This window comes from Myxococcus sp. CA056, from assembly GCF_013336715.1.
Classification (GTDB): Bacteria; Myxococcota; Myxococcia; order Myxococcales; family Myxococcaceae; genus Myxococcus; species Myxococcus llanfairpwllgwyngyllgogerychwyrndrobwllllantysiliogogogochensis.
In genome coordinates, this window is record NZ_JABUMT010000001.1 from 1,791,394 (window position 1) to 1,813,870 (window position 22,477).

At 70.7% G+C, this 22,477-nt stretch carries 16 protein-coding genes; 7 read left to right on the plus strand and 9 right to left on the minus strand.

The annotated features are described in order from the left end of the window. Nucleotides 1-3 precede the first annotated feature (3 nt). Nucleotides 4-1,350, minus strand: a complete 1,347-nt coding sequence (gene egtB, locus HUA76_RS07330) for an ergothioneine biosynthesis protein EgtB (protein ID WP_141642463.1) — start codon at nucleotides 1,348-1,350, stop codon at nucleotides 4-6. Between the two features lie 308 nt (nucleotides 1,351-1,658). On the opposite strand from egtB, the gene HUA76_RS07335 reads away from it, so the two are divergent. Beyond that, a complete protein-coding gene (locus tag HUA76_RS07335; RefSeq protein ID WP_254614005.1) occupies nucleotides 1,659-2,036 on the plus strand; it encodes a response regulator transcription factor in 378 nt (125 codons plus the stop codon). 18 nt (nucleotides 2,037-2,054) lie between these two features. Here the strand turns inward: HUA76_RS07335 and HUA76_RS07340 are convergent, their stop codons facing one another. Continuing rightward, the gene (locus tag HUA76_RS07340; protein ID WP_254614006.1) at nucleotides 2,055-2,324 is read right to left on the minus strand and encodes a hypothetical protein; all 270 of its coding nucleotides are present in this window, start codon (nucleotides 2,322-2,324) and stop codon (nucleotides 2,055-2,057) included. A 353-nt stretch (nucleotides 2,325-2,677) separates the two neighbouring features. Here HUA76_RS07340 and HUA76_RS07345 point away from each other — a divergent pair, with 353 nt between their 5' ends. Together HUA76_RS07345 and HUA76_RS07350 are read left to right on the plus strand one after the other, a co-directional pair. After that, nucleotides 2,678-3,205: a hypothetical protein gene (locus tag HUA76_RS07345; RefSeq protein ID WP_141642465.1), complete on the plus strand. Its 528-nt coding sequence runs from the start codon at nucleotides 2,678-2,680 to the stop codon at nucleotides 3,203-3,205. A 160-nt stretch (nucleotides 3,206-3,365) separates the two neighbouring features. Further along, the gene (locus HUA76_RS07350) at nucleotides 3,366-3,746 is read left to right on the plus strand and encodes a helix-turn-helix domain-containing protein (RefSeq protein WP_141642466.1); all 381 of its coding nucleotides are present in this window, start codon (nucleotides 3,366-3,368) and stop codon (nucleotides 3,744-3,746) included. A 136-nt stretch (nucleotides 3,747-3,882) separates the two neighbouring features. Here HUA76_RS07350 and HUA76_RS07355 read toward each other — a convergent pair whose 3' ends face one another. Further along, on the minus strand, nucleotides 3,883-5,175 hold the full coding sequence (locus HUA76_RS07355; protein WP_174460381.1) for a serine/threonine-protein kinase: 1,293 nt from the start codon (nucleotides 5,173-5,175) through the stop codon (nucleotides 3,883-3,885). Nucleotides 5,176-5,628: 453 nt separating this feature from the next. Here HUA76_RS07355 and HUA76_RS07360 point away from each other — a divergent pair, with 453 nt between their 5' ends. Then, entirely contained in the window at nucleotides 5,629-6,123 is a 495-nt protein-coding gene (locus tag HUA76_RS07360; protein ID WP_174460382.1) for a hypothetical protein, read from the plus strand. A 19-nt stretch (nucleotides 6,124-6,142) separates the two neighbouring features. Further along, nucleotides 6,143-6,622 carry a cupin domain-containing protein gene (locus HUA76_RS07365; protein ID WP_174460383.1) on the plus strand — a complete coding sequence of 160 codons (480 nt, stop codon included), beginning with the start codon at nucleotides 6,143-6,145 and terminating at the stop codon, nucleotides 6,620-6,622. Between the two features lie 15 nt (nucleotides 6,623-6,637). On the opposite strand, the gene HUA76_RS07370 is transcribed toward HUA76_RS07365, so the two are convergent. The 5 genes from HUA76_RS07370 to HUA76_RS07390 all read right to left on the minus strand — a co-directional run bounded on the left by HUA76_RS07370 (nucleotide 6,638) and on the right by HUA76_RS07390 (nucleotide 16,596). Beyond that, nucleotides 6,638-9,481, minus strand: a complete 2,844-nt coding sequence (locus HUA76_RS07370) for an Ig-like domain-containing protein (protein ID WP_174460384.1) — start codon at nucleotides 9,479-9,481, stop codon at nucleotides 6,638-6,640. A gap of 382 nt (nucleotides 9,482-9,863) precedes the next feature. Beyond that, entirely contained in the window at nucleotides 9,864-10,181 is a 318-nt protein-coding gene (locus HUA76_RS07375) for a hypothetical protein (protein WP_371823436.1), read from the minus strand. A 14-nt stretch (nucleotides 10,182-10,195) separates the two neighbouring features. Continuing rightward, entirely contained in the window at nucleotides 10,196-12,037 is a 1,842-nt protein-coding gene (locus HUA76_RS07380; protein WP_174456126.1) for a chloride channel protein, read from the minus strand. 262 nt (nucleotides 12,038-12,299) lie between these two features. Further along, on the minus strand, nucleotides 12,300-15,152 hold the full coding sequence (locus HUA76_RS07385; RefSeq protein WP_174460385.1) for an Ig-like domain-containing protein: 2,853 nt from the start codon (nucleotides 15,150-15,152) through the stop codon (nucleotides 12,300-12,302). A gap of 484 nt (nucleotides 15,153-15,636) precedes the next feature. Continuing rightward, nucleotides 15,637-16,596 (minus strand): ornithine cyclodeaminase family protein, encoded by a 960-nt coding sequence (locus HUA76_RS07390; protein WP_174460386.1) that lies wholly within the window; start codon nucleotides 16,594-16,596, stop codon nucleotides 15,637-15,639. Between the two features lie 79 nt (nucleotides 16,597-16,675). Here HUA76_RS07390 and HUA76_RS07395 point away from each other — a divergent pair, with 79 nt between their 5' ends. Then, nucleotides 16,676-16,825 carry a hypothetical protein gene (locus tag HUA76_RS07395; protein WP_174460387.1) on the plus strand — a complete coding sequence of 50 codons (150 nt, stop codon included), beginning with the start codon at nucleotides 16,676-16,678 and terminating at the stop codon, nucleotides 16,823-16,825. Between the two features lie 257 nt (nucleotides 16,826-17,082). After that, the gene (locus HUA76_RS46235) at nucleotides 17,083-22,029 is read left to right on the plus strand and encodes a tetratricopeptide repeat protein (protein ID WP_174460388.1); all 4,947 of its coding nucleotides are present in this window, start codon (nucleotides 17,083-17,085) and stop codon (nucleotides 22,027-22,029) included. A gap of 13 nt (nucleotides 22,030-22,042) precedes the next feature. On the opposite strand, the gene HUA76_RS07405 is transcribed toward HUA76_RS46235, so the two are convergent. After that, nucleotides 22,043-22,465 (minus strand): DUF4326 domain-containing protein, encoded by a 423-nt coding sequence (locus tag HUA76_RS07405; protein ID WP_174456247.1) that lies wholly within the window; start codon nucleotides 22,463-22,465, stop codon nucleotides 22,043-22,045. Between the last annotated feature and the right edge of the window lie 12 nt (nucleotides 22,466-22,477).

A 22,477-nucleotide genomic window follows, 5' to 3' on the forward strand; every position in this document is an offset into this window, starting at 1 on the left:
GATTCACCTCACCTCTGACGCACAACGGAAGCCGGCGAAAATCTGCCGCCGGATGGGGTAGTCCCAGTTGCGAAAGCCATTGCGTACCGCCACGGGCGCGCTCGCCCAGGCCCCGCCTCGAAGCACCTTGTAGTCGTCGCCGAAGAACACCTCCGAGTACTCGCGATAGGGATATGCGCGAAAGCCCGCATAGGGATGGAAGTCGCTCGCCGTCCATTCCCAGACATCTCCCAACAGGCCCCAGACGCCCTCGCTGCTGACGCCCTGGGGATGACTGCCCACTCGCGCGGGGCCCCACGCGTCACCGCCCAGGTTGGCGTGCGCGGGCGTGGGCGCGTCGTCGCCCCACGGGTGCTCGCGCGCGACGCCGTCCGAGCCGCGCGCCGCTGTCTCCCATTCGGCTTCCGTGGGCAGCCGCTTCCCCGCCCAGCGCGCGTACGCGTCCGCTTCGTACCAGCACACGTGCTGCACCGGCTCGTTCGAGGGCAGCGGCTCCACCTGTCCGAAGCGCCTGCGCAGCCAGTGCCCGCCCTGCTGGGGCAGCCAGAACTGCGGGTGGCGCAGTTGCTCCGCGCGCACGAAGTCCCAGCCCTTGGGATGCCACCAGCGCGCGTCGTCGTAGCCCCCCGATTCGACGAAGGCGACGTAGTCCCCGTTGGTGACGGGGTGCGCATCCATGAGGAAGGGCGCGACCTCGCGCGCGTGCGCGGGCCGCTCGTTGTCGTACGCCCACGGTGACTCGCTGCCCAGGCGCACCGTGCCGCCGGGGATGAAGACGGGCTGGCGGGTGATGGGAACGGGGCTCGGATGCGGACGCGGCGAGCTGATGCGGTACTCCACGTCCGTCATCAACTGGAGCGTGGCGGCGAGCGTCTCCGCGTGCTGCTGCTCGTGCTGCGCCACCATGCCGAAGACGTACCCGCCCACCAGCAGCGGGGCCTCGCTGTCCTCGGGCACGTGGTCCGACAGGTGCGCGCGCACGGCTTGACGCACGCGCGCGGCGTAGGCGAACGCGGACTCGGGGGACAGCAGCGGCAGCAGGGCGCGCGTGTTCCGGGGGTGCTGGAAGGCGTCGTAGATGGCGTCGAAGGCCGGGTCCGTCAGCGCCGGTGCGCCGAGCGCTCGCAGCAGCCACTGCTCCTCGTAGTTGGCGACGTGCGCGACGTCCCAGATGAGCGGTGACATCAACGGCGAGTGCTGGTTCATCAGCACGTGCTCCGGAAGTCCGGCGAGCATGCGCAGCACGCGGGCGCGTGCGGCCTCCAGCTCGGCCCAGGCCCGCGCCTTCCAAGCCCTTCCCGGTGCACTGCCTGGCTGTCGTGTCGTCGAGCTGTCCGTCGTGCGGGACATGGCGCCTCAAGCTAGGGCGTGGAACGGCGTGAGGGTAAGTCCCGGGCCCCTCGGCCGCAGGTCCCCGTGCGGGAATGTACGTTTCCGTGGGGGGCGGCCGACCTGGCCGATGCTGCGACACCTCGCTGGCACTCCACCCGTGACATCGCCTCGCGCCTCGCGTGTTTCCCGCGCGTCGTGAGCGAGCCCGTCCTCCCCGTCAGGATGCGTGGCGCCCGACGCGCGGGCGCACGATTCTGTCCACTTTCGCCGCGTAGACTCGCCCCCAGGGTCGCCGTGAGGGGGAGGGGACCTCTATGCTGTCCACCATGGCCAGCGTCGCGAAGCACAGCTCCGTGCTCGTCGTGGAGGACGAGGACGACATCCGTGCCGCCATCGCGGAGATTCTGGAGAGCGAGGGCTACGACGTCACCATCGCGACCAATGGGCGCGAGGCGATGGAGGAGCTCTCCGACGTGCGCTACGTGCCCCGGCTCATCCTGCTGGACTTGATGATGCCGGAGATGAACGGGCATGAGTTCCTCGCGCGGCGGCAGACCATCCCCCGGTTGCGAAACGTTCCGGTGATGGTGCTCACCGCCGTCACCACCGACATTCCACCCGGCGCCAATGCGCTCCTGCGCAAGCCCTTCTCCGTGGAGGAGCTGTTGGAGGCGGTGCGCAGCATGTTGCCCATCGCCGCCTGAGTGGCGGGGGGCCGGCGCTCACGGCTCGCGCTCCAGGGAGAGCAACGTCAACGTGCGCGAGCGCTCGTCCCACGAGTAGCCCAGGACGAGCCCATGGTGCGCCAGCACGTGTCGACCCAGGCCGCCGCCTTCGGGCAACGGACCCCGCACGGTGGTGTCCCCCAGCCGCTCCAGCGCGCCCTGCAGCGCCCCGAAGGCCTCCGCGCTCATACGCCCCACCTCTCGCCACGCCTGGGGCGAGTAGTGGATGCGGTGCGGTCCGGGTGGGCGGTGGCGGAGCTGCGGCATGTCCTGGCGTCGACGTTCCTTTCCAGGGGGACTCCCTTGCCAATCCCGTGCCCGCGCGGATCCACCCCGTTCTTCCCCTCTGGGTGCGGGGGAGATGGTTCGAAGCTGAAGGAGTTACAGGAGGAAGCAAAAGAGGCCGGAAGAAACGACAGGTGACGAGGGGTCCTCCGCTCGGAAGGAGGGCGGGGGATCAGCCTCGCCGTGCCCTCGCCCGAGAAGAGGACGAGCCCGCCCGGGTGGCCGGGGGGGAGGCGGCACCCCGAGCCGTCGTCGTGCCCTGGCTGCCCGCTCGCGGCCCGCGTGCTCACGTTTCGACACACGGGGAGGCACGTGGCCCCGGACAAGGAGAAGCCATGGCGGCACGGCGCAGATACACCCCCTGGTCTGCCACGAACGGGCTGCTGTTCGGCGTCATCGCGGGCGTGGTGTTGGGGTTGGCGGAGGTGGTGATGGCCCTGGCCGCGGGTGACAGTCCCATGCGGCCGGTGCGCATGTCCGCGGGCATGGTGCTGGGGCCTCGAGTCTTTGGCGAAGGCTTCCCCATGGGGACGATGGTGCTGGTGGGCGTGGGCCTCCACCTGGCGGTGTCCGCGCTGGTGGGCGTGTTCTATTCGTTCCTCGACGCCATGCTTCCGGTGGATGGACGGGGACGCTGGGAGTTCCAGGCCGCGGTGGGAATGTTGTTCGGCATCGCGGTGTGGCTGGTGGACTTCCAGTTCATCGCGCGGGGCTACTACCCGTGGTTCCTCGACGTGCCGCAGTTCCCCCAAATCGTGTTGCACGCCGTGTTCCTCGGGTTGCCGTTGGCGTTGCTCTTCACCGCGGCGGAGCGACGCCGCGCGCTGATGGACGTGGCGGAGAGCGCGTCTTCATCACCGTGACGTGCGAGTGAAGCGGAGGCCGCGAGAGGCGCGCGCGAGGCGTGGCGCGCGTTTGAAAAAACGCTGAAGGTATGGTGAAAGTACCCGACCTTCAGGGTTATCTAGGGGCTTCCGAGGCGCCTGGAGCGGGGCCCTCCTTTCGTGGACGACTGACACACGCATGGACACAGAACTGGCGAGCATGCTGGGCGCGGCGGCGAGGGCTGCCCGGGTGCGGATGGGCCTGACGCAGGCCGATGTGGCGGAGCGGATTGGGATGGCGTCGGAGGTGTACGGCCGCCTGGAGCGAGGTCACATGCTCCCCAGCGTGCAGAACCTGCGGCGACTGTGCGTGGTGCTGAATGTGCCGCCCCACCAACTGCTGGGGTTGGGTGATGACCTGGCCGCGCCGCCGCCCGCGAAGGACAAGGCGGGCAGCAAGTCTCGCGAGGATGACACGCCGGAGATGCGGCGGCTGATGCGCAACCTGCGCAAGCTGTCCCCGGTGCAGCTCAAGCTGATGAACCTGGTCGCCTCGGCGATGCAGCAGAAGAAGAAGTGAGGCACCGGGCCCCGGCGCCGTGAGCGCGGGGGCTGTGTCCTGGGCTCGTGGGCCGCGAGGTTCGGAGGTCCGCTGGAGTCCGTGTGGATCCGACCGGTTCGTGCGGAGGATCCACCGACGTGCCCGCTGGGGTGACTCACCTCGGGACGGGTGATGCCACGAGCACCTTGTCGGGGCTCATCGTCCCAGAGAGGGCGGCCTCCGGTGCGCAGCGCAGGGCCGAGAGCGCCCACCCCAGCAGGAGGATCAACACGACCCACGCGCCCACCATCCAGGGGCTCAGCGTGATGCGGAGTTCTCGGCGTGCCTTGCGGGGCAGGGCCTCCCGGGGATGCGCCCGCGCGCCTCCTCCGGATGAGGACGTGGGCCTCGCCTGGGAACGGGAGCCTCCTGGAGGTGTCAGCCTCCTCGGGGGCCTGTGGATCAGGGGTGTGGGCCAGGGGCCAAGGGTGGAGGAATCACCCGGGGCGCGTCGGGAGTCCGTCGCGTTCTTCTCGGGAGGTGGTCGTGAGAACAGGGGCCTGTCCCAGTCGAGCGTCGCCGCGCGCAGCGCCGTTTCGAGCGCATCGTGCAGCGCGCCGCCATCCGGGAACCGTTCTTCGGGACGCTTGCGGAGCAGCCGCTGGGTGATGGCCTCCAGTGCGAGGGGGACGTGCTCGTTCAGCGTGGAGGCCGGTGGCGGCATGCGCGTCTCGATGTGCTCGGCCAGCACCTCGCGTGGGAGCGTGAGCGAGAAGGCGGGTGTTCCCGTGAGGACCTCGTGGAGCGTCACGCCCAGGGCGTAGAGGTCATCCGTGGCGCGGAAGGCATAGCGAGCGCTCTTCTGGGAGTGGTGCTCGCGGTGGAAGCGCAGGGCTTCCGGGCTGCGGTACTGGGGCGTGCCTGGAGGGAGGGGACCTTCGGTGAGTGGCAGGGACTCGGCGTGGTTCGCGCTGCCGAAGTCCACCAGGACCGGGGAGTCATCGATGGCGCGCACCAGGATGTTGGACGGCTTGAGGTCGCGGTGGAAGACGCTGCGCGCGTGGAGTTCCTGGAGCGTCAGTGCGAGTCGGGAGAACAGGCGCGCCACGCGGCGCGCGGAGGGGGCCTCGCGCTTCACCCAGGCGGCCAGCGTGGCGCCCTCCACGTAGTCGAGGACGACGTAGTGGTAGCCCGTCCGCGCATCTGGCCAGCGCCCGTGGGCCCAGACGCGCACGACATGGGGGTGCACGGCATGGAGCAGACACGCCAGCTCCCGGATGGCCCGTGCGTCCGTGCGGTCCAGGTCGTCACTGCCCGGCCCGCGCAGCGCGAACTTGAGCGCATGCAGTCGCCCGCCGTGCTCCACCTGGAACACCGCGCCGAAGGAGCCCTGGCCGAGCCGAGCGAGGACACGCCAGGGGCCCACCTTCATCCCCGGACGCAGCGCGAGCGGATGGCCCGTCATCATGGCGACCCCCGGAGCACCGTGACGGTGGTGCGTCCGAGACGCCTGGACCCCGCGCTCCGGTCGTGCCTCGTGAGGGACGCGTCCACGTCATCCATCGACGCGGTGTGCTCGTGGGTGCATCCGTGCCTCGCGAGAGTCCTCCTGGCGGACGCGTCGCACAGCGGACGCATCGACCGTTCCAGGTGAAGGCACGCGAGGCGGGAGAAGGGGGCAATCATCGACAGGACCCGGGGGTTGGGTTGGAACAATGGGTGACGACCTCCTGGGTCACAACCTAACAGGGTGGCCCCACGTTGGAAGATGGAACAGGTAGGGTCTCGCGCTTGGGGGACGGAGGACCCTCCTGGAATCCATGCACCTCCGGGCTGTAACCACGGGGCACGCGCCGACGTAGCGGGGAACGACACCCTTCGGGTGGGCCCATGGCCCGCCGTCACGTGACGAGGTCCCCCTGTGCGACTGTGCTTCGCGCCGTGCGCCGTGCTCCTGCTGCTGACCGCCTGTGGTCCGTCCTCCTCCGTGGATGAAGGGCTGGGCGTGGTGGGGGAACTGGACACGTCCGAGGCGGGCATCACCGCCTTCGTGCGGCAGGGGCTTTACCGGGGCTGGCTCGCCGAGCCCGCGCCACGCAAGTCCGTGAACTCCCATGGGGACAAGGTCCGCGTGTTCTTCAACCCGATGCTGGCGCAGTCGATGGAGGCGGGGAACGCCACGCACCCGGTGGGCAGCATCACGGTGAAGGAGCTCTTCGAGTCGGACGGGAAGACGGTGCGAGGGCACGCGCTCGACGTGAAGGTGTCCGAGGGCTCGGGCAAGAACACCTGGGTCTTCTACGAGGGCTTCGGGCCGGACTACGACGACAATTACTACGGCCGGGGACACGACACCTGTCATGGATGCCACGCGGCCAACGGGACGGACTATGTCGCCACCCCGCTGCCTCGCTGACGGCGCGTAGACTGCGCCCATGGTCGACGAGCTGATTCGCGGGCTGGGCCTCGTGCCGCATCCCGAGGGTGGTTTCTACAAGGAGACGTACCGCGCGGCGCTGAAGGTGGAGACCCCTCGGGGGACTCGCTCCGCGGGCACGGCCATCTACTACCTGCTGACGCAGGATACCTTCGCCGCATGGCACAGCGTCACCTCCGACGAGGTGTGGCACTTCTACGAAGGAGCGCCGCTCGCGCTGTACCTCGTGGGCGAGGACGGACGGCTGGAGACGGTCGTGCTGGGGCGCGACGTGACGAAGGGCGAGCAGCCTCAAGTCGTCGTCCCCGCGGGCGTGTTGCAGGCGGGGGAGTCTCGAGGCGCGTACTCGCTGGTGGGCTGCACGGTGGCCCCGGGCTTCGACTTCTCCGACTGGGAGATGCCGACCCCGGAGTCGCTGGTGTCCGAGCACCCCGCGCACTCGGAGCTGATGCGCCGGCTGTCTCGGACCCGTCCCTAGCCATGTGCTCGTGCGTTATGGCGCGTTGTGCGTGAAGAGGGGGAACGTCTGGAGGGCGAAGTTCCCCGCGGGGTCCTCCAGCCAGACCTCCACGGTGTGCGCGCCGTCCATCAGCTCGCGCGTGTCCAGCTCCGCGGTCCACAGGCCCTCCGCGTTCAGCGTCGCGCCGCGAATGCCCGAGCCGTCTCGTGTGAAGGCCACGCTCCGCACGCCGCTGACCGCGTCCGTCACGCTCGCCGTCAACGTCACCACGCCGCTGTACGTCCCCTCCGCCTGGGGAATCAGCAGCTCCGCCACGGGAGGCGCGTTGTCGTAGCGCACCGTGCGAGTGAGCGTCGTGCGCAGGCCCGCCTCGTTCGTCACGGTCAGCGTGAACACGTTGTCACCCTGCCTCAGGGGCAGCAGCGCCCGCACTCCGCCACCCCCGCGCGGCAACGAGTACATGCCTCCACCAGGGCTCACCTCCACCTGGGTCGCCGACTCCGCGTACACGCCGAGGTCGTAGGCCAGGACGTCATCGGGCTGCGGCCCCACGAGCCACCCGTCCGGAAGTCCCGTGGCCACCCAAGGGGCCTGCGCATCCACCCAGACGCGCACCACGCGCTCGGTGACATGGCCCACCGCGTCCGTCGCGCGAATCAGGACGTCATTCGCCCCCTGAGCGAGCCCCACCGTGTGCGTCACCGCGCCACCGCCCGCGGGAAGGTCGGTGACGTGAATCCAGTTCGTCTCCACGCGCACCGGCGACCAGTCACGCACCACCACGCGGACCTCCACCTGTCCGTCCGCCAGCGTCGAGTCCTCCTCGGGCGAGAGCACCGTGATTTCGGGCGCGGTGGCATCCACCATCACCGTTGCCTCCTGGCTCGCCTGTCCGCCCAGCGTGTCCATGGCGACCAGCCGGATGACGTTCGCTCCGTCGCGCAACGGAAGCTCGGTCCACACGAAGCCGCCGCTGAAGTCCGGCACCACCGGGTAGCGCTCGCCATGGAGGAGGAAGGCCACGGACTCGATGGAGGCACCCGGGGCCAGGGCCGTCACGAAGCCACACACGCCCACGGAGGTATCACTCGTGAAGCCAGGCAGTCCGCACAGCGTCACCGAGGGCCTCGGATAGGGCGACGGCAGAATCTCCACCGCGCGCGAGGAGGAGCTGCCCAGTCGGTTGTCCCGCATCGGCTGGAGCGTCACGCCCGAGTACACCGCGCGCACATCCGAGGCCCCCAGCACGTCCCACGTCGCACGCGGTCGCCACACGAGCGAGTACACGCCGTCCCCATCCGCGTCGTTGTCCGCGCCCACGGTGACACCCGCCACCATGAACGTCACCACACCCAGACCCGGGCCTCGCGCCTCCCAGCCGTCCTCACCCGTCACTCGCGCGGAGAGCACGTTGTCCAGCGCCACCGTGAGCTGTCCGTCCACGGGTGACTCCACGGTGGTGGTGGTCGGCAGGCCCTGGGTGGGCGGCGGCGGATTCGTGTACGTGGTGACGAGCACGGAGCCCTTCACGCCGTGCGTGCTGTCCGACGCGGCCACCACCATGACGCCCGACGAGAGGGACGGCGCGAGCCCCGGAGGCGCGGACACGGTGAGCGTGACGGTGGCCTCGGCGTCGGGGCCCAGCTCCAACGTGGTGGGGGCAATCGTCGCCGTCCACCCCGTCAGTCCACCCTGCGTGTCGAGCGTGTACGTGTCCGCCTTGTAGCCATGGTTGCGCACGGTGAGCGTGTACGTGGCGCTCTGGACTCGCGGCAGGTCCTGCTCCAGCGGCCTGCTCGGAGCGCCGTCCACGGCGACGCTGACGCTGTAGTCCCCGAAGCACGCGAGCGCGAGCGCGCCGAAGGTGGTGGGGATGTCCGGATAGCGCGTGCCCACGCCCCAGCTCCCGTCCTCGGCCTGTCGCGACTTGAGCCAGTCGAGCGCCTGGGTCATCCGTCCATCCGCGCCCGGCTTGCGACCCGCGAGGCACAGCGCGTACAGCGCCAGACTGGTGGACGTCTCGTCCGCGGGTGCTCCGTCCAGGTTGCCCCAGCCCGGTGCATCACCCAGGGCTCTCGTCGCGAGCAGTCGCGAGGCCAGCGAGTCGAGCGCGGCGGTGTTCTCGCCCTGCTCACCGGGGCCGGCGACCTTCATGCCCACGGCGGCCCAGGCCACCTGGAACGTGTAGCGCTGGCTGTCCTCCAGCGGCCCGTCGGTCATGTCATCCAGGTGCGCGCGGATGTACGCGGCGGCGCGTCGCAGGGACTCCTGGTAGCGCGCGGCCCTGGCCGGGTCCACGCGCTCGCGGGCCTGGGCCACAGCGGTCATCAGCCGCGCGGTGATGCCCACGTTGGAGGCGCCCACGGGCTCGAAGGGGAAGTCCTCCACCCACCGGCCACTCAGTTCCTGGGTGCTCACCGCCCAGTCGGCCGCGCGCACCAGCGCCTCCGTGTAGCGCGTGCCCACCTTCGCGTCGTAACCGGCGAGCCCGAAGGCCGAGTAGCTGGAGCGCGCGTTGCGGTAGTGGATGCGCTCGTGAATCCACGAGCCGTCGGGCTCCTGCTGCGCCTGGAGGTCCCGCGCCATCGTCTCCATGTTCTCGCGGTTGGTGCGGCCGTTGCGCGTGACGGCCTCCAGGTCGAAGCCGGAGGCGCCCGCGTGGGCCAGGCCGTAGAGGGCCGCGCCATGCCGGTGACAGGCGGTGCAGCCGAAGATGCCCGACCACCCCACCGCGTCCGCGCTGACGAAGTCGAGCGCCTTCTGCGCCGCCTCCGCGTTGGTGGCCGCGCCCGCCGACGTGACGGACAACAGCAGCGTGAGCACGAGCCCCAGCGAGGCGGACGAGACAGGACGAAGCGAGAGCGCGCGGAAGAGCATCGAAAGTGTGTACCCATGGGCCGGACCGCGCGTGTTTCACGCCCAGGTGCCTTGGCGCCTGAGACGAATCATCGCGCGTGCGGGCCTCATCACAAACAAAGCCACACGAGTGTCCGCGCCCCTCCGCGCGAGAGGGCGGAACGTGAAGTCGCGCCGTGCTCAGAGCGTGGATGACGCATGTCTGAAAACAGGAAGGAGTGTCAGCGCCGGGGCTGGAGAGAGGAATCCACGAGTCGTGTCATCGAGTCCGTGGAATCCCGAATGACAGTCATTGTGAAACAAGCCCCGGGCCCTGGGCTCGGCGCCAGGGTCGGAGAGCGGGCGAGCTGCTTCTCCCTCGCGCGGAGTTGGAGCGGCTTTCGTTTCGGCTCGCGAGGCTCCGTCATTCCCCGGTCTTTCGAGCGGGTGACTCGTCCTCACGTGGCGCGGGCCGCGACGGCTGCTCCGGCTCCAGGTCGCCGGCCGGAAGCTGGGGCAGCGGCCAGCCCTCGAACATGGGCCATGCGCGGTACATGGAGCGGCGCTCCTCGGGCGTGAGCGGGGGCGGTGCCTCGGTGGGCTCCTCGACGCGGGGTGCGTTCCGGGGTGCGGCGGGCATGGGCTCGCGCAGCAACACGGTGCCCAGCACGATGCACAGCAGGGACATCGCGACGATGCTCCACGCGCGTGCGGGTCCGCGCAGTCCCTTTGGCTCGTCCACGGGGGTCCTCGACCTCAGAAAGTACCCTGGCTCAACACGTCTCTCTTGGAGATGGTTCCGAGCAGCCGACGGCCACCGTCCACCACGGGCAGCCGCTCGAGCGCCGTCCGCGCGAACCGGGAGGCCACCTCTCCCAGCGACAGCTCGGGTGTGATGGGCTGCACCTGCGTGTCCATGACGTCCTCGGCGATGGTCGCCTGGAGCAGCGCGTGGTCCGGCACATGCCCCTTGAGTGCATCCAGCACCAGCATGCCCCGGTACCGGCCCTCTTCATCCGTGACGTAGAGGTCCTCCCCCGCGGGTGCCTCCAGCAGCAACGCGACCACTTCCTGGAACGGCGCCGAGGGCGATACGCGCTGGCTCACGGGCTTCAGCAACGCCCGCGCGCCCTCCTGTCGCAGCCAATGGGGGATGGTGGCCGGCATGCGCACGTTGCGACGGTTGAGCACGGATGTGTAGAGCGACTCGGGCTCCAGTCGCCGGCTGACGGCGGCGGCCACCACCGCGCTGAGCATCAGCGGCAACACCAGCGGATAGTCACCGGTCATCTCGAAGATGAGCAGCACCGCGGACACCGACGCATGCGTCGTCCCCGCCAGCACCGCCCCCATGCCCAGCAGCGCATACGCCCCACTGGGGGCACCGCCGGGAAGCAGCCGCTCGGCCATCATCCCGAAGGCGCCGCCCAGCAGCGCGCCGTAGAACAGCGACGGCGTGAAGAGTCCGCCCGGCACCCCCGCGCCCGCGCACAGCGACGTCAGCGCGAGCTTCGCCAGGGGCAACACGAGCAGCAGCGCGAAGGGCAGTCGCCCCAGCAGCGCCGAGTTCACCGCGTCGTAGCCGTTCCCCAGCAACTGGGGCAGCCACACCGCTGTGATTCCCACGAACGTCATCGCCAGCAGCGGCAGGAACGGCGCGAGCCACGACGCGGCGCGGTCCAGCAAATCCGACATCACGTTGACGCCCCGCACGTAGAACGCGGAGGCGACGCCGAGCACCGCGCCCAGCACCACCGCCAGGAGCAGCTCGCGCGGGTGCAGGAGCGCATAGTCGGGGATGACGTAGCTGGGGTGGTCCGCGATGAGCAGGCGCGAGACGAGCGTGGCCACCACGCAGGAGACGACGATGGGGCCGAACAGCTCCAGCGCGAAGCTGCCCAGCAGCACCTCCAGCCCGAAGAGGGCCGCGCCGATGGGCACGTTGTACGCGGACGCCATGCCGGCCGAAGCCCCGCACGCCACCAGCAGGCGAGCCTGTCCCGGACCCAACCGGAGCCACCGGGCGAGCGACGAGCCGCTCGCCGCCCCTGTGGACAGCAGCGCGCCCTCACGGCCCAGGGGCGCACCCATGGCCACGGCGAGGATGGAGACGAACCCGCGCAACAGCGCGCGCGGCAGGGGCAGTCGTCCCGAGCGCACCCAGATGGACTCGATGATGCCCGCGGTGCCGTGGCCCCGCAGCGGCTGACCGACGACGAGCGACAACAACGTCACCAGCGCCCCGCCCAGCACAGGGATGAGCAGTCGCCGCCACGTGGGCGCCGCCGCGACTCCGGACAGGAAGTCCTCCGATGCGCTCCGCCAGAAGAGCTCCTGGGTGAAGCGCAGCACCTTGAGCAACCCCACCGCGCCCAGCCCCGCGATGAGACCCACCGCCACCACCAGCACCCAGAAGCGCTTCTCCACCCGGGTGAGGTCGCGCAGGTAGTCCGCGACGGAGTGGTGGAACTTGCGCGTGACGTTCACGCCGGGAGGTCCAACCTCGGGGTCTGGCGGGGTGTCGCGCGGAGGGCCCACGCGTGTCCAACCTAGGCACCCTGGCGTCCAGGCTCCGCGCCCGTGGACTCGTCTGCCCATCACTCGAGGCGGGCCGCCTGTCCTCTTGTCCCCAGAGGTTCTCGGGTTCTCGCGAACCTGGATGCGGAGCACGCGCACCCGGGCGAATGTCCTCGGGTTTCCGGGAGCGCGAGGAGTGCATGCGCGCTTCCAACGGGACGCGGGCCCGTCAGAAGGGCCACACGGCGCTGGCCGACCTGTTGGCCTGAGGGGGTGAAACGACGACCCCGTCGCCCGGGAGGGCCTCCGTGCTTCGAGGCCACCCCGAGCGCGGGGAGGTGCATCAGTTGTCGACGAAGAAGTTGAAGCGCTGGACGGTGGAGTTACCCACGCCGTCGCTCATCCACACGTCGATGGTGTGCGCGCCGTCGAGCAACTCCGTGGTGTCGAGCAGCGCCGTCCAGTTGCCGTCCGGCTGGAGCGTGCCCTGGCGGATGCCGGACATGTCGCGGCTGAAGCCGATGTTGGACACCGGGCCGAAGTTGTCGGTGACGCGAGCGCGCAGGGTGATGGTGCCGCTGACGGTGCTGCCCGTCGTGGGCGCGAGCAGCGTGGCGGTGGGGGCCTGCACGTCGTAGTTCACCCGACGCGTGAGGGTGGAGGAGACGCCCGTCTCGCTCAGGGTGACGATGGAGAGGTTGTTGACGCCCGGGCTGAGGGTGAGCGTCGTCTGCACCGCGCCGCCGCCGCGTCCCACCGCGATGGGCGCGCCGCCGTTGATGCGCACCGTCGTCGCGGAGAGCGACTGGACGTTGACGGTGTACGTCAGGGCGTTGTTCGCCAGCGGGCCGTAGAGCTGGTTGTCCGCCGGGTTGGTGCTCACCACGGGCGAGCCCGGGTCCACCCAGATGAACACCAGCTTCTCCGTCACGTTGAAGGCGCTGTCCGTGGCGCGCACGAGGATGACCTGGTCGCCGTAGTTCATCGGCACCGTGTGCTCCACCGTGCCGTTGCCGAACTCCAGGAGCGACGTGGCCACCCACTGCGTCTCCACGCGCACCGGCGTCTGGTCCTGAACCGACGACGTCACCGTGACGTTCAGTCCGCTGAGCGCCGCGCCGTTGGTGGGCGCCAGGATGGTGAGGACGGGCGGCACGCGGTCCACCGTGAGGTTGACCTGCTTGGTGGTGACGCCACCGAAGCTGTCGCGCGCGGTGAGCTGGATGATGTTGGGGCCTTCGGTCAGGGTGATGGTGGTGTAGATGAGGCCACCGTTGCCGGGCGTGAGGGGGATGGTCGTCGCGCCGTTGATGATGAAGGCGGCGTAGGTGATGACGGCGCCGGGCGCGCGCGGCGTGGCATAGCCCCAGATGTCCAGCGTCGTCTCCTGCGTGAAGGCCGGCGGGTTGCCGATGGTGACCGACGGCGTGTCATGCGGGAACGCGTCGATGATGACGGTGCGCGCGTCGGTGCTGCCCAGCAGGTTGGCCAGGGGCGGCGCCAGCTCCACGCCCGAGTACACCGCGCGGAAGTCCTGCGAGCCCGTCACCGTCCACGTGTCGGTGGGCGGCACCCAGTTGAAGGTGAAGAGTCCATCGCCATCCACGTCCGCGTCTCCGCCCACGGGCACGCCCGCGACGTAGAAGGTGACGACGCCGCGGTTGGGACCGACGACGGGCAGGTTGTTCGAGTCCCGCACGCGCGCGGACAGCACGTTGCCCGTGCCAATGGTGATGTGCGCGTTGACGGCGGGCGCCTGGATGGTGGTGACGGTGGGCAGGCCGGTGACGGGAGGCAGCGGCGGGGTGTACGCGTTGACGCGGGCCGAGCCGGACACGCCCGGCGCGCCACCCGAGGCGGCGACCAGCGTGAACTCAGACGTGAGCGCGGGAATCAGGCCCGCAGGCGCGGTGACAGTCACGGTGACGGTGCTCTCGTCACCCGCGGCCAGGAACAGGCTGACGGGCGTGGGGAACGACGTCCAGCCGGGCAGGCCGCCCGTGGTGCTCAGCGTATAGGTGTCCGCCTGGTAGCCGTGGTTCTTCACGTTGAAGGTGAAGGTGACCTGCTGCGCCTGCTGCGAGCCGATGACCAGCTCCTTGCGGGCCGCGCCCACCACGGTGACGTGCACGCTGAAGTCGCCGTAGCAGGACAGGCCCAGCGACGCGAAGGTGGTGGGGATGTCGAACGTCGCGGAGCCGGTGCGCCAGCTGCCGTCGGCGGACTGGCGCGTCTTCAGCCACTCGATGCTGCTGCGCACGCGCGGGTCCGTGGCGGGCTCGCGGCCGGCGAGGCACAGCGCGTAGATGGCGCTGCCGGTGGCCACGTCGTTGGCGGCGGCGTTGGGCAAGTCTCCCCAGCCCGGGTTGCCGGGCGAGACGCGGGTGAGCAGCCGGTTGGCCAGGGTGTTGATGGCGGTGACATTCGCGTTGGCCGGGCCGGGGCCCGCGGCCTTCAGGCCCACCACGGCCCAGGCGACCTGGAAGGTGTACGGCATGCCGTTGCCTGTGGCGGACGTGTCGCCGTTGTCCAGGTTGGCCCGGATGTACGCGGCGGAGCGGTCCAGCGCGGCCTGGTATGCGGCGGCCCTGGCCGGGTCCACGCGCTGCTTCGCCTGGGCGATGCCCGTCATGATGCGCGCGGTGGTGGGCAGGCTGCCGTGGTCCACCGGGAAGCTGGCGTGGTCGGACGCCCACCGGCCACTGGCCTCCTGCGTGGCGAGCGCCCAGTTGGCCGCGGCCACCAGCGTCGCGCTGTACTGCGTGGAGACGTTCTGGTCATACCCGGCCAGGCCGAACGTGGCGTAGGACGTCTTCTCGTTGCGGAACGAGGCGCCCTCGTGAATCCACGAGCCGTTGGCGAGCTGCTCGTTCTTGATGCGCTGGCCGAGGAACTCCAGGTTGAACTGGTTCGTCCGGCCGTTGGAGGCGACGACGTTCATGTCGTAGCCGTTGGCGCGCGCCGCGGCGATGCCGAACGTCGTGGCGCCCACGCGGTGACAGGCCGCGCAGCCGTTGGCGGTGACCCAGTTGGACACGTCCGCGCTCAGGAAGTTGATGGCGCGCTGGGTGGACTGGGTGTTGGTCTGCGTCTGCGCCGACGCGGGCGCGGACAAGAAGGCGACGACGAGCGTCAGCAGGCCCAACAGGGCCGGCCGCCGCGCGGGACGCCGCGACGAGGTAGCAAGGGAAGACATGGTGCTCCGAAGAGGTGGATGGCTGGCGCCAGCCATTGGCGCCGTGCGCGACACCTTTCGGGGCTCTGGGACGTGGCCGTGCCGTTCCGGAGCCGGAATCCCTCCAGGGTTCCTGTCCGAACGGGTGTGTCCAAAGAGTGAGTGGCCCCCCCCACAGGCAGCGCGTATTCGTGAAATACTGCAAGGTTGCTGAAATTGTCCAGTAGCCGAAAATCGGACAGTCCCAGTGATAACGGGGTTTTGAGTGACACCCACCCTCTATGAGAGGGCCGTGCATCGCCTGTGGTCGTGAAAGACCCGGGAGCGTGGGAGGCGGGTGACTCGGGCGTCTGGTGGGGTTGTCCCAGGCCGAAGGCGAGGGTGGCGCCGACGGTGGGGCGGGTGTTCAGCCCGAGCCGGGCGTCATCCCAGCCGCCCCGCGAGCCCGCGGACGCGAGCCTGGATGCAGAGGCTCGCGCGCAGGGGGCCGTGAGTCGGTCGAGGCTCAGCCGCCGACGATGTCGAGCGTCTGGCCGACGCCTCGGGTCCGCGCGACGTCGTAGAGGGCGCGGGCGAGGGCGACGTCCTGGAGCGCGAGGCCGGTGGAGTCGAAGATGGTGACTTCGTCTCCGGCGCGGCCGGGCTTCTTGCCGGCGACGACCTCTCCGAGGGTGCCGGCGATCTGCTCGGCGCGCAGCAGGCCGTCATGCAGGGGGACGTTGACCTCGCCGGAGTGGAGGGCCTGGTCGGTGTCGTCGATGAAGACGCGGCCCTCGGTGAGGATGCGTGGGTCCAGCTCCTGCTTGCCGGGGGCATCCGCGCCCATGGCGTTGATGTGCGCGCCGGGCTTGAGCCACTCGCGCTTCACCACGGGGGTGCGCGAGGGCGTGGAGGTGCAGACGATGTCCGCGCCGGAGGCTTCCTGGAGGCTGACCACGCGGCCACCCTTCTCGGCCTGGAGGGCCTTGGCGGAGACCTCCGAGACGTCGGCCAGGAGCAGCTCCAGCTCGCCGAAGATGGCGCGGTGCGCGTCGATGAGGACGCGGGCCTGCACGCCACAGCCGACGAGGCCGAGGGTGTGGGGCTTGGGCTTCGCGAGGAACTTGGATGCGACGCCGCCAGCGGCGCCGGTGCGCCAGGCGGTGAGCAGCGTGCCGTCGAGGATGGCGAGCGGGGACGCGGTGTCCGGGTCGCTGAGGATGTAGAGGGCGCGCACGGTGGGCAGGCCGTGCTTCTTGGGGTTCTGGGGATGGGCGTTGACCCACTTCACGCCCGCGGCGCCGTCGAGGAACGCCGGCATGGCGCGGAAGTCGCCGTCGTACTGCGGCAGGGAGAGGTACACCTTGGGAGGCATGAGCGACTCGCCACGACCGTGGGCCCGGAAGGCCCGCTCGACGGCGTCCAGGCCGAGCTCGACGGTGTAGAGGCCGCGCAGCTCTTTCGCGCTGAGGATGAGGGTGGACATGGCGGCGCTATATACCGGAGCGGCCGGGATGGCGCCGTAAGCGCGGTATTGGCGGTGCTTCGGGAAAGGACTTCGCCCCATGGACTTGTTCACTTCGCCCCTGTTGGAGCGGCGCTGTCTGTACCTGGACGCGCTGAAGGACACGCGCACGCCGTGGGAGATGAACCTCGTCATCGAGATGTTCCGCGCCTCGCTGTCCATCCGGCCGTGGAAGGACATCCCGGTGTGACGTCGGGTGTGGGATGGCGCCTGGATTCCCAGGGAATCCTCGGGCGATGGAGCCTCCGACATGGCTTCCGACAGGTCAGGCCATGCCCGCCGCCATGACGGACAGGGCTAGGATGTCGAGGGCGCTGGGAGGGTTGGGAGGTCGCTGTCAGGCGGTCATCCTCGCGGCGTCCTGACCCGCCGATGCGCCCTGATCCATCTCTGTCCTCCGTCCTCTCGCCGGCCCCTCTCTTCCTCTCGAATCCGCCCATCGAGTCCGTGACGCCCGACCTGTATGCGCGGGTGCGGGACCTCTACGAGCAGGGCCTCTATGTCCAGGCGTACCGGCTGACCGAAGCGGGCGTGCCCCTGGAGCGGTGGACCGGGCCTCGGGCGCGGGTGCTGGCGGGGCGACTGCTGCACCAGCTCGGCGCCTCGCGCGCGGCCTGTCTCCAGTGGACGCGCGCCTTCCGCGAGTCGCCGAATCACGCGGAGGCCCGCTACTACTTCTCGGCACTGCTCGCGCGCCGCAAGGGCCCACTGGCCGTGCTGGACTTCCTGGAGGGCGCGGCGGACCTGGAGTCCGCTTCGCTGGAGCAGCGCGCGGATCTGCTGCTCGCCCGCGCGGAGGCGCTCGTCGTCCTTCGCGACTTCGAGGACGCCGAGCGCTGGGTGAAGGAGGCGCTCACCCTCGTCCCCGAACATCCCTGGGTCCACGTGGTGCGCGCGTCGCTCCTGGAGGAACAGGACCGGCGTGAAGAGGCGCTCGAGGCGGTGCGGTATTCGCTCTCGCTGCACCCCTTCTATCGCCCGGCCGTGCACACGGCGGGGAGCCTCCTCACCCACCTGGGGCAGGACGCGGAGGCGCTGGAGCTGCTGTCGACGGCGTCACAGCGGCTGGAGTGCTCGGCGGTGTCGGGACAGCTCGCGCGTCTCCAGGAGGAGCTGGGCCTGTACGACGACGCCTGGGCGAGCTGGGAGCGCGCGTTGCTGCTGGCACCGAGGCTGGAGTCGAAGAACTTCTCGATGCTGATGTCCATGTGCTCGGACACGGCCTACCTGCGCGGGGATGTGCAGCGGGCCATCGACCTGGCCCAACTGAGTGGCTCTCCCTTCCACGCCCAGGTGGCGGAGCGGATGGCGGCGAGCACGGAGGGCCGTCGGCGGCTGTTGCCCGTGCGCTTCGTGCGGCAGCACCACAAGACGTGTGCGCCCGCGACGCTGGCCTCGGTGGCGGCGCTGTGGGACGTACCGGTGGAGCACCTGCAGGTGGCGGAGTCCATCTGCTACGACGGGACGCCCGCGTACCAGGAGCGCCACTGGGCGGCGACCACGGGCTGGCACGTGCGCGAGTTCCGCGTCACCTGGGACAGCGCCCGCGCGCTCCTGGACCAGGGCATCGCCTTCACGCTCACCACGCAGGAGCCGGGCAACAGCCACCTGCAGGCCGTGGTGGGCTACGACGAGCGCCGGGGCACGCTGCTGGTGAGAGACCCGTCCTCGCGCCACCTCGTCGAGTTCGACACGGAGAAGGCGCTGGCGCACTACGCCTCCTGCGGTCCCCGCGGCATGGCGCTGGTGCCCGTGGCGCAGACCGCGCGGCTGGACGCGGTGGAGCTGCCGGAGGCCTCGCTGTACGACGCGCTCCACCAGATGGACGCGGCGCTGGTGGCGAATGACCGGACGGCGGCGACGGGCGTGCTGGAGTCGATGGAGCGCGACGCGCCCGGGCACCGGCTGACGTGGCAGGCGAAGCGCGCGCTGGCCGGCTACGACGACAGCACGCTGGACGCGCTGGCGGCGCTGAGCGGGCTGCGCGAGGCGTACCCCGACAACCTCAACTACCTGATGTCGTGGCTGGGCTGCCTGAACGAACTGGGCCGCCGCGAGGAGCTGCTTGGCGTGCTGCGCGAGCGCGCTCGGGAGAAGAAGGCGCACCCCATCCTGTGGCATGCGCTGGCGGCCGAGCTGATGACAGACGCGCGCGAGGAGGCCGAGGCGGAGCGACTGCTGGCTCGCACCTTGCGCATGCACCCCACCTTCGCGCCCACGTATCGCTCGCTGGCACAGCTGCGTGACTCCCAGCTCCGTCGGGACCAGGCGCTGCGGCTGTACCGCGCGGCGGCGTGCCTGGAGAAGCTGAGCGAGGGGTATGCCTGGAGCTATTTCGTGGCGGCCCAGGCGCGAGGAGAGACGGCGCGCGCGCTGGACTTCGTGACGGACCGCTTCCAGCGCTTCGGTGCGCGCAACGCCGCGCCCGCGCGCACGCTGTGCCGCGCGCTGGAGGAGCTGAGCCGGCCGCTGGAGGCGCTCGAGTTGCTGGAGCAGGCGTGCTCGCTGCGGCCCGAGGATGGAGAGCTGGCCCTCTTCGCCGCGGAGATGCACTCGCGCCTGGGCAACGAGGAGGCGGCGTCGCGTCACCTGCGCTCGGCGGAGGGCCGGGTGCGGGACGTGGCGTGGCACCGTGCCGCCGCCATCCTGTCGTCCGCGCGCGGAGAGCTCGCGGTGTCGCTGGGGCATTGGGAGCAGGTGCTCGCACGGGAGCCGCTGCCCTCGGATGCGCACCGGGAGCGGGTGCGGTTGCTCACCGACCTGGGCCGTGCTCCGGAGGCGAAGGCGCACCTGGATGCGGTGTGCGCGCGCTTCCCTCTTCACGCGGGCCTGCTGCAACTGCGCGTCGCGTGGACGCGGGAGCACGCGCCGTCGGCGGCCTTCGATGCACTGGAGGCCTTCCTGTCCGCGCACCCGGAGGACGCGTGGGCCCGGCGCGAGCGCGCGTCGATGTTGTCGGACCAGGGACGCCGCGAGGAGGCGCTGGAGGAGCTGGTGCGCGCGGAGGCGCTGGAGCCGCGCCACCCGTCGCTGCACTACTGCCGAGGACAGATTCTGGAGGCGTGCGGACGCAACGCCGAGGCGGAGGTCGCCTACCGCGAGTCCCTGAGGATTCAACCCTCCCGGCCCGGGATGCACGCGCTGATGGCACTGGCGACGACGCCCGAGGCGCGGCGAGCCTCGCTGGCCTTCGTGCGCGAGTCGCTGGAGGGCATGGCGCAGCTCGATGACTCGGTGCTGGCCTTCGAGAAGGTGGCGGGCGACGTGCTGTCGACCGAGGAGCTGGGGGCCTGTCTGGAGGGCCTGCTCCAGCGCCACCCCGACTGCTGGGAGGCGTGGGTGGCGCGGCTGCGTCAGTTGCTGCGCGCGCGGGACCTGGACGAGGCGGCGCGCGTGGCGGAGCAGGCCACCACGCGCTTCGCGATGCTGGCGCCGGTGTGGCTGGAGCGCGCGCTGGTCCACCGGGCACGAGAGGACGACGCAGGCGAGCGTGAGGCGCTGGAGGCGGCGTGTCGGCACTCGCCGGGCTGGACGCGTCCGGCGTGCGAGCTGTCGGAGCTGCTGGAGCGCGTGGGCGAGGTGGCCCAGGCGCGCGAGGTGCTGGAGCGCGTGGGCCGCGAGAATCCGCGTGATGGCATGACGCGGGGGTTCCTGGCGGACCTGCTGTGGCGCTCGGAGGAGCATGACCTGGCGCTGGAGCGCCTCTTCGAATCGCTGCGGTTGGACCCGACGTACGGGTGGGGCTGGGCGCGGTTGCAGGAGTGGTCGGAGGAACTGGAGCGGCAGGCGGACGCGGTGGCCTTCGCGCGGGAACTCTGCGAGGGCCCCCTGCCGGACCCCATGGCGCGGCTGGCGCTCGCGGAGCTGCTGGAGGAAGCAGGGGAGGCCACGCGCGAGGAGCGATTGGCGCTGCTCGACGGAGCGCTGGAGTCCTTCCCTCGCATGGATGACGCGCACGACGCGCGAGCACGGATGCTCGTCGAGGCGGGGCGACTGGACGATGCGCTGGCGGCCTGCGCTCCGGCGGCCTACGGCGGCGAGCCTCCCTTGGCGCTGCGTGGCCGGGCCGCGTGGGTGCTCTTCGAGAAGGGCGCGCAGCGTGACGCGGTGACGGCGATGGAGGCCGTGCTCGCGGAGGCGCCTCGCTACGGCTGGGGCTGGCAGACGCTGGGCGAGTGGGCGCAGTCGCTCGAGGACGACGCCCTCCTCACGAAGGCGCGGGAGGCCCTGGTGGAGCTGGGCCCCGAGGACCCGGTGGCGCACGCGCGGCTGGCCGACGTGCGCGCGAAGGCGGGCGATTTGAAGAGCGCCATCGCCGGGTGGGAGCGCGCGCTGGAGCTGGCGCCGGACTACGCCTATGCCGCGACGCACCTCTTCGACGCGCGACTGGAGCAGGGCCAGCTGGACGAGGCGGCGCGGGCGCTGGAGGCGGCGCGGGGACATGCCCCGGAAGTGTTGGTGGCCGCGCGTGAGGTGCGGCTGGCCTGTGCCCGGGGCGACGCGAAGGCGGCCGCGCGCCACGTGGAGCAGACGTTGGCGGTGGTGGGGGACAGCACCTGGGCGATGGAGCGCTGCACGGAGGCCATGCGCTCACGAGGCTGGGGCTCGGTGATGGAGCGCGCGGTGGACGCGGCGATGGCGGCGCGTGGAGGCGAGACCTCGGAGGTGCTCGCGCGAGCCTGGAGTCTCCAGCACGCGGAGCGGACGTGGACCTGGAGGGCGTGGGGAAGACTGCACACGCTGGCCTCGGAGAGCGCCGTGGGCGTCGAGGCCCTGGCGGTGTACGTGGAGCGACTGGGTGAGCTGGGGCGCACCGTCCTGCTGGCGCTGTTCGTCTTCCTGTACGCGACCCCGCTGCGCTCGCATTCGCGAACCTGGGGCGCCGTGGGTTATGCGCTGATGAAGCAGCAGCGCCGGGCGTGGGCATGGCGTTGGCTGCGCGACTGGCGCGAGCAGCCCGCCGACGAGCTGCGTCCCTGGATGATGATGAACGTGCTGGTGGCCTGCTACGAGCACGGACGCCGCGAGGACGCCGAGGCGGCACTGGCTTTGGGATTGGCGCTGCCGGAGGAGCCCACGAGCGGGCACATGAAGGTGTGGCATGCCTTCTTCACGTCGCTGCGGGATGACCCCGAAGCCTTGTTGGACGCGGCGCTGCTGGACGTGACGCACGTGCCCACGGATGGCCTGCTCAAGCTCGCCCTCGGGCTGGCCAGGACGGTGCAAGCCGCGCGGAAGTCGGGGGCCCGCGCGGCGCGCGCTGCGTTGGCCACGGCGGAGCAGGGCATGGAGGGCTTCCACTCGCATCCGTTGGCGCGCAGGGCGCATCGCGACGCGGTGGCCCGGGTGCGCGCGGTGGTGGGCTGGCGCGCGTGGCTGCGCTCTTTGTTCTGAGTGCCGCCGGCGGTCAGCGCCGCGAGTCCAGCCAGGACACCAGCACGTCGGCGTGACAGGGGCCGGGCTTGCACCAGCAACCCAGCCGCTGGCCCCGCAGCGCGAGCACGTCCTCGCGCCAGGCGGCGTCGTGACGGGTGCGCAAGTCCAGGTACCAGCGGAAGGACTCGAAGGCGTCTACGTCCGGGCCCATGCGACGCAGGGCCTCTTCGCGGACCTGCTGCTGCTCGGTCTCCGGCAGCGCGCCGAGCCAGGGGACGAAGTACTTCTTCAGCATGGCGCCCGGAGTGCCGACGCCTCCGGGTTTGAACGGGTTGCCGAAACGACCGGGCACGGGGTTGGTGGGGCTCGGCTTCGCCCACGCGCGGAAGGCCCGGCCCACGTACACGTCACAGCCTTCGTGCACATGGACCGCCGTGGTGCGCGTCCCGGTCATCGGCATCACCTT